The 6493-nt window shown below is 63.2% G+C and carries 8 protein-coding genes; 7 read left to right on the plus strand and 1 reads right to left on the minus strand.

All coding sequences use genetic code 11. The features are described from left to right. The first annotated feature begins 101 nt into the window (after positions 1-101). Positions 102-1265, plus strand: coding sequence for a DUF3095 domain-containing protein (locus M6D32_RS25495; RefSeq protein WP_298261556.1), 1164 nt, complete (start codon positions 102-104; stop codon positions 1263-1265). A 19-nt stretch (positions 1266-1284) separates the two neighbouring features. Here the strand turns inward: M6D32_RS25495 and M6D32_RS25500 are convergent, their stop codons facing one another. Continuing rightward, on the minus strand, positions 1285-1824 hold the full coding sequence (locus tag M6D32_RS25500; RefSeq protein WP_298261558.1) for a GNAT family N-acetyltransferase: 540 nt from the start codon (positions 1822-1824) through the stop codon (positions 1285-1287). A gap of 118 nt (positions 1825-1942) precedes the next feature. Between M6D32_RS25500 and M6D32_RS25505 the strand changes: the two genes are divergently transcribed. The 6 genes from M6D32_RS25505 to M6D32_RS25530 form a co-directional block, all read left to right on the plus strand. Further along, the gene (locus M6D32_RS25505) at positions 1943-2542 is read left to right on the plus strand and encodes a superoxide dismutase (RefSeq protein ID WP_298261560.1); all 600 of its coding nucleotides are present in this window, start codon (positions 1943-1945) and stop codon (positions 2540-2542) included. A 122-nt stretch (positions 2543-2664) separates the two neighbouring features. Then, the gene (locus M6D32_RS25510) at positions 2665-2853 is read left to right on the plus strand and encodes a hypothetical protein (RefSeq protein ID WP_298261562.1); all 189 of its coding nucleotides are present in this window, start codon (positions 2665-2667) and stop codon (positions 2851-2853) included. A 162-nt stretch (positions 2854-3015) separates the two neighbouring features. Further along, positions 3016-3774, plus strand: a complete 759-nt coding sequence (locus M6D32_RS25515) for an ABC transporter ATP-binding protein (protein ID WP_298261564.1) — start codon at positions 3016-3018, stop codon at positions 3772-3774. Then, entirely contained in the window at positions 3771-4640 is an 870-nt protein-coding gene (locus tag M6D32_RS25520; RefSeq protein ID WP_298261574.1) for a metal ABC transporter permease, read from the plus strand. The genes M6D32_RS25515 and M6D32_RS25520 overlap by 4 nt, the downstream gene beginning before the upstream one ends. Further along, on the plus strand, positions 4637-5524 hold the full coding sequence (locus M6D32_RS25525) for a metal ABC transporter substrate-binding protein (RefSeq protein WP_298261566.1): 888 nt from the start codon (positions 4637-4639) through the stop codon (positions 5522-5524). Before M6D32_RS25520 ends, M6D32_RS25525 begins: the two co-directional genes overlap by 4 nt. A 54-nt stretch (positions 5525-5578) precedes the next feature. Next, positions 5579-6493 (plus strand): GTP-binding protein (locus M6D32_RS25530; RefSeq protein ID WP_298261568.1); only part of this gene is annotated, 915 nt, incomplete at its 3' end.

Below are 6493 nucleotides of genomic sequence, written 5' to 3' on the forward strand. Positions count from 1 at the left end.
TGATTTCAGGCAGCTATGGCTTCAATTCGCCGCATTAGCCGCTTGAACCTGTTTTCCACATTCGCCGTATCTTTTCCCGATCCACTTCTCGATTGCGCGCCATGACCGCACCGAACGGCAGCGACGACTTCTACAGCGCCATTCCGGTATTCCGGCGCTTCGAGCGGCTGATGGATCCAGCGCTTTATGCGGCCTTGCCGGCCGACTGGAGCATCGGGGTCGCCGATATCGTCGAGTCCACCAAGGCAATTGCGCAGGCGCGCTACAAAGCGGTCAATATGGCCGGCGCCGCGGTGATCGCGGCGGTGACCAATGCGCTTGAGGGGCGCGAATTCCCGTTCGTGTTCGGCGGCGACGGCGCGAGCTTCGCGGTGGCGCCGTCCAATATCGATCGCGCGCGCCAGGCGCTCGCCGCGACAGCCACCTGGGTCAAGGAGGATCTTGATCTTCAGATGCGCGTGGCGCTGGTGCCGCTGGCGGCAATAAGGGCGCAGGGCCTCGACGTTCGCGTGGCCCGGTTTGGGCCATCGCCCAATCTCTCCTATGCGATGTTTTCCGGCGGCGGCCTCGGCTGGGCGGAGACTGCCATGAAACGCGGCGAATTCGCCGTTGCCCGCGCGCCATCGGGAACGCAGCCCGATCTCTCCGGCCTCTCCTGCCGGTTCGAGGAGATGCCGACGATGCGCGGGCTCATCCTTTCCGTGCTGGTGATGCCGGCGCAAGGCGCCGAGCCTGCTGCCTATCGCCGGCTGATCGAGGACATTGTCGCCCTCGTCGGTCGCAGCCCCGATCAGGGCCGTCCGGTGCCGCCGGGCGGGCCGCCGCTGCGCTGGCCGCCGCAAGGCGTCGAATTCGAGGCGCGGGCCCGACATGGCGGATCGCTGTTCAGACGGCGGCTCGGCGTGCTCGCCCACACGCTGTTTGCCTATTGCATCATGCGTTTCGGCATCCGTGTCGGCGGCTTCGTGCCGAAAATCTATGTGCAGCAGGTGGTGGAAAATTCCGACTTCCGCAAATACGACGATGGCCTGCGGATGGTGCTCGATTGCACGCCCGATCTCGAGCAGGCTCTGACGGCGCGCCTCGCTTCGGCATCATCAACCGGTGTCGCGCGATATGGCCTGCATCGGCAGGACGCCGCGATGATGACCTGCTTCACGCCGTCGGCGATGCGCAGCGACCACGTCCACTTCATCGACGGCGCGCGCGGCGGCTATGCTTCCGCTGCCACCGCGCTGAAAGCGATGCCAGTGGTCCGATTCTGACATTCGCATCCCTGATCGGTCACCACGGCAGGCCACCGAGGTCGAGCGTGCCGAGCGCTGGCGCGCGCCGCTTCAGGTCCAGCACAAATGGAGCCATTGCCTCAAACCGGACCTTCCCCTCAGGCTGTTCGGCGAAAACCGTTCCGCCGAAAGGCTGCCAACCGCGCGACGAATAAAATTCGAAATTGTGCGGCTCGCAGAACAGCAGCGCGAATTGCGCCGTGTCGTGGTCGCGCATGGTGTGGACCGCGGCGTTCAGCGCGATGCTGGCGTAGCCGCGGCGGCGGCAATCGGGGTGCGTCGCAATCTGGCCGACGCCGCCGATATGCACTTTCTGGCCATTCCAGATGACCGTTCTGAAGAAAATGCCGGCATGACAAGCAAGCTCGCCGTCATCGGTCTCGATCAGGATGCGCAAGTCGGGATCGGCCCAGGTGACCCGAGCCCAGCCGGGCTCGCTCTCGTCATCCTTGGTGACGTGAGGCTCCATTTGGCGGAATAGCGTCTCGGCCTGTGGCCGGAATTGTGCGCCATTCACGACTTCAATTTCGATACTCATGTGTGCCCGGAATGCGACCGACGGATTGATCGGGGGAATTTCGGTGTTTAAGTGGCCAGGAACCTTCTATAAGGGTTCCCGTTAGAAATTTGTATCCCACTAGTTCGGACATGACCCCATGACCTTCACGCTCCCCGACCTTCCCTATGCCTACGACGCCCTCGCGCCGCATATGTCGAAGGAAACGCTGGAATTCCATCACGACAAGCATCATCAGGCCTATGTGACCAACGGCAACAACCTGCTGAAGGGCTCCGAATTCGAGGGCAAGTCCCTGGAGGAGATCGTCAAGGGCTCGTTCGGCAAGAACGCCGCGCTCTTCAACAATGCCGGCCAGCATTACAACCACATCCATTTCTGGAAGTGGATGAAGCCCAAGGGCGGCGGCGGCAAATTGCCCGGCCGCCTGGAAAAGAAGGTCAACGACGACCTCGGCGGCCTCGAGAAGTTCAAGACCGATTTTGCCGCTGCCGGCGCCGGTCAGTTCGGATCGGGCTGGGCCTGGCTGTCGGTGAAGAACGGCAAGCTGGAGGTCTCCAAGACGCCCAACGGCGAAAATCCGCTGGTGCATGGCGCAACGCCGATCCTCGGCGTCGATGTCTGGGAGCACTCCTATTACATCGACTATCGCAACCGCCGCCCGGATTATCTGAAGGCGTTCGTCGAACACCTTGTGAACTGGGACTATGTCGACGAACTGTTCGGCAAGGCAACCTGATCGGACGGGCTCACCGTGGATCAAAAGCGGCAGCCTTGGGCTGCCGCTTTTTTGTCGGCTGTCGGGGCGGGCGCAGGACCACTTTGATGGACTCGTCAAATGTTATAATATAACATTTTGGGATGGTACCCCCTCAAGGGCACGATCACGCCCACTCGCATCACGCCCATAGCCATGGCCCGGCCGCGCCGCATCCGGCGCAGGCGGTCGCCTGGTCGATCCTGCGGATGACAGTGCTTTCCCGGCTGATGGCGGCGATCGCCGTCAGCGCCGTGCTGTGGGCTTTCGTTTGGCTGGTGGCCCGGTTCTGACATTCGTATCATGTCTAGGAGGGTCCGGTTACGAATGTCAGAACCAAAGGGCCACCAGCAAATATCGGATTCCGGTGGGGTTTCGGATTTGACATTCGCTTTGAGACCTCGCGGCAACACTGAATCGAACGTCAGATCCACCCCACCGGCGATGAAATGACAATGGCTGCCCAACTGCAATTTCGCGACGTCACGCTGGGCTATGACCGCCATCCGGCGGTCCATCATTTGAGCGGTGAGGTCGCAGCGGGCGCCCTGCTCGCCGTCGTCGGCCCCAATGGCGCAGGCAAATCGACGCTGTTTCGCGGCGTCGTTGGAATCCTCAAGCCGCTTTCAGGCACGATCCAGACCGGCGGCATCGATCCCAAAGACATCGCCTATCTGCCGCAGAGCGCCGATATCGACCGCAGCTTTCCGATTTCGGTGTTTGATTTCGTCGGCACCGGGCTGTGGCGGCGGACCGGATTTTTTGGCGGCATCGGCAAGGGTGCCCGCGGAGAAATCGCGCAGGCGCTGGCCGCCGTTGGCCTGAGCGGGTTCGAAAATCGCGGCATTGGCACGCTGTCGGGCGGCCAGATGCAGCGCATGCTGTTTACACGGGTGCTGCTGCAGGGTGCGCGGGTAATCGTGCTCGACGAGCCCTTCAATGCGATCGACGCCAAGACCTCGGCCGACCTCCTGGCTCTCGTCCGGCACTGGCATGCCGAGGGGCGCACGGTGCTGGCGGCGCTGCATGACATGGATCTGGTGCGCACGCATTTCCCGGAAACGCTGCTGCTCGCGCGCGGCAAGGTCGCCTGGGGCGCGACATCAGAGGTGCTGACATCAGAGAACCTGGCCGAGGCGCGGCGGATGTGCGAGGCCTTCGACGATAGCGCGGCGGCCTGCGTGGTTCATGATGACGCATCAGAGGCTGCCTGATGTACGACGTGCTGATCGCGCCCTTCACCGAATTCGAATTCATGCGCCGGGCGCTCGCAGCCGTGGTGGCGCTGTCGCTTGGCGCGGCGCCGATCGGGGTGTTTCTGATGCTGCGGCGGATGAGCCTCGTCGGCGATGCAATGGCGCACGCCATCCTGCCGGGGGCAGCCGTCGGTTTCCTGCTCTCGGGCCTCAATCTCTTTGCCATGACTGCCGGTGGACTGATCGCCGGCTTCGCGGTGGCGCTGCTCGCGGGCCTGGTGACGCGCACCACCGATCTGAAAGAAGACGCCTCGCTCGCTACCTTCTATCTCGCCTCGCTGGCGCTCGGCGTGACCATTGTTTCCGTGAAGGGCACCAATATCGATCTGTTGCACGTCTTGTTCGGTAACATTCTGGCGATGGACGATCAGACGCTGCTCGTGGTCGCCTTCAACGCCACACTGACCCTGACCGTGCTTGCGTTGATCTACCGTCCGCTCGTAATCGAAAGCGTCGATCCGCTTTTCCTGCGCACGGTGAGCCGGGCAGGGGCGTTCGCGCATCTGGTGTTTCTGGCGCTCGTGGTCGTCAATCTCGTCAACGGCTTCCAGGCGCTCGGCACCTTGCTCGCCGTGGGTCTGATGATCCTGCCGGCGGGTATTGCGCGATTTTGGTCGCGCGAACTGACCGGCATGATCACGATCGCGGTCGCGAGTGCAATTGTTTCGGGCTATGCCGGATTGGTGCTGTCCTTCCAGACCCGCATTCCCTCAGGGCCCGCCATCATCCTGGTTTCGGCCTTGCTCTATGTTGTCTCGATCCTGTTCGGCAACGTGCGCGGCGTGGTCCGGCAACTGTTTCCCGCACCTCATCTCGAAGCATGAGGCGCGTGATCCAACGCTTGCTTGGTTTTCTGCTGGCATTGGCGGTGTCGCTCGGCGCGAGCCCCATGCACGCGCAGGCGCCTCTCAAGGTAGTGGCGAGCTTTTCGATCGTCGGCGACCTCGTCAGGAATGTCGGCGGCGACCGCGTCGAGGTCACGACGCTGGTCGGCGCGGACGGTGACGTGCACGTCTATACCCCGACGCCGGCGGATGCGCGCAAGATCGCCGATGCGAGGCTGCTGGTTGTCAACGGCCTCGGACTTGAAGGTTGGCTGCCGCGGCTACTTCAGGCGGCGGGCGGCAAGGCCTCGATCGTCACGGCGACGGCCGGCATCGCTCCCCTCAAGGCGGGCTCCGATGCCGACCCGCATGCCTGGCAATCGGTGGCGAATGCGGAAAAATACGTCGCCAATATCCGCGACGCGCTGGTGGCCGCCGATCCCGCGGATGCAGATGTTTTTCGTCAAAATGCGAGCAGCTATCTGGTCAGGCTCGAGGCACTCGACGCCGACGTGCAGCAGGCGGTCGACCAAATTCCGCAAAGCCGCCGCAAGGTGATCTCGACCCACGACGCGTTCGGCTATTTCGCGGCCCGCTATGGCGTTGAGTTCATCGCCCCGATCGGGGTCTCAACGGAGGCCGAGCCCAGCGCGCGGGACATCGCGAAAATCATCGCCCAGGTCAAAGCGGCTCACATCCCGACCGTCTTTCTGGAGCGGATCGGGGACCCCCGCCTCATCCGCCGGATCTCGGAGGAGACCGGGGCGAAGGTCGGCGGAACGCTATATTCGGACAGCCTGACCAATGAAAAGGGCGATGCCCCCACTTACATTGACATGGTCAGGCACAATATTAGAACGCTGACGAGCGCGCTGGCGAATTAGGGCCGAAATGGCCCTCCGCCTGGCGCCCGAAATACCGGCTTTTGCGGAGTAATCATGTCCGAACTGACGTCCCAAAAAATCCCTGTGACAGTGCTGACGGGCTATCTCGGCGCCGGCAAGACCACGCTTTTGAACCGCATTTTGTCGGAAAACCACGGCAAGAAATATGCGGTTATCGTCAACGAATTCGGTGAGATCGGCATCGACAACGACCTGATCATCGGCGCCGACGAGGAAGTGTTCGAGATGAACAACGGCTGTGTCTGCTGCACGGTGCGCGGCGACCTCATCCGCGTGGTGCAGGGGCTGATGAAGCGCCAGGGCCGCAGCGGCGGGTTCGACGGCATCGTCATCGAGACCACCGGCCTCGCCGATCCCGGCCCCGTGGCCCAGACCTTCTTCGTCGACGACGAGGTCAGGGCCAAGGCCAAGCTCGATTCCGTGACGACCGTGGTCGACGCCAAGCACATCCTCATGCGGCTCGACGATAGCCGCGAAGCCAAGGAGCAGATCGCCTTCGCCGACCAGATCGTGCTGAACAAGACCGACCTCGTAGCCGAGGCCGAGCTGGCGGCGGTGGAAGCGCGGCTGCGGCGGCTCAATCCGCTGGCGCCCATTCACCGCGCCCAACGCTCGAACGTGCCGCTGGAGGCGATCCTGGGACGCGGCGGTTTCGACTTGGGTCGCATCCTCGAACTCGAGCCGGAGTTCCTAAACCCCGCCCACGGCGATCCCGGCCACGTCCACGACGAGCACTGCGAGGCGGGGGGCGACGAACACCATCACCACGACCACGTGCACGACGACGACATCAGAGGCGTCGCCTTGCGCATCGACCGGCCCGTCAATCCGCAGAAGGTGACCGCCTGGCTGAACGACCTCCTGGCCCGAAAGGGGCCGGACATCCTGCGCGCCAAGGGCATCCTCAATGTCGCGGGCGAGGAGAGGCGCCTGGTTTTCCAGGCCGTT

This window comes from Bradyrhizobium sp. (assembly GCF_027307225.1).
GTDB lineage: Bacteria > Pseudomonadota > Alphaproteobacteria > Rhizobiales > Xanthobacteraceae > Bradyrhizobium.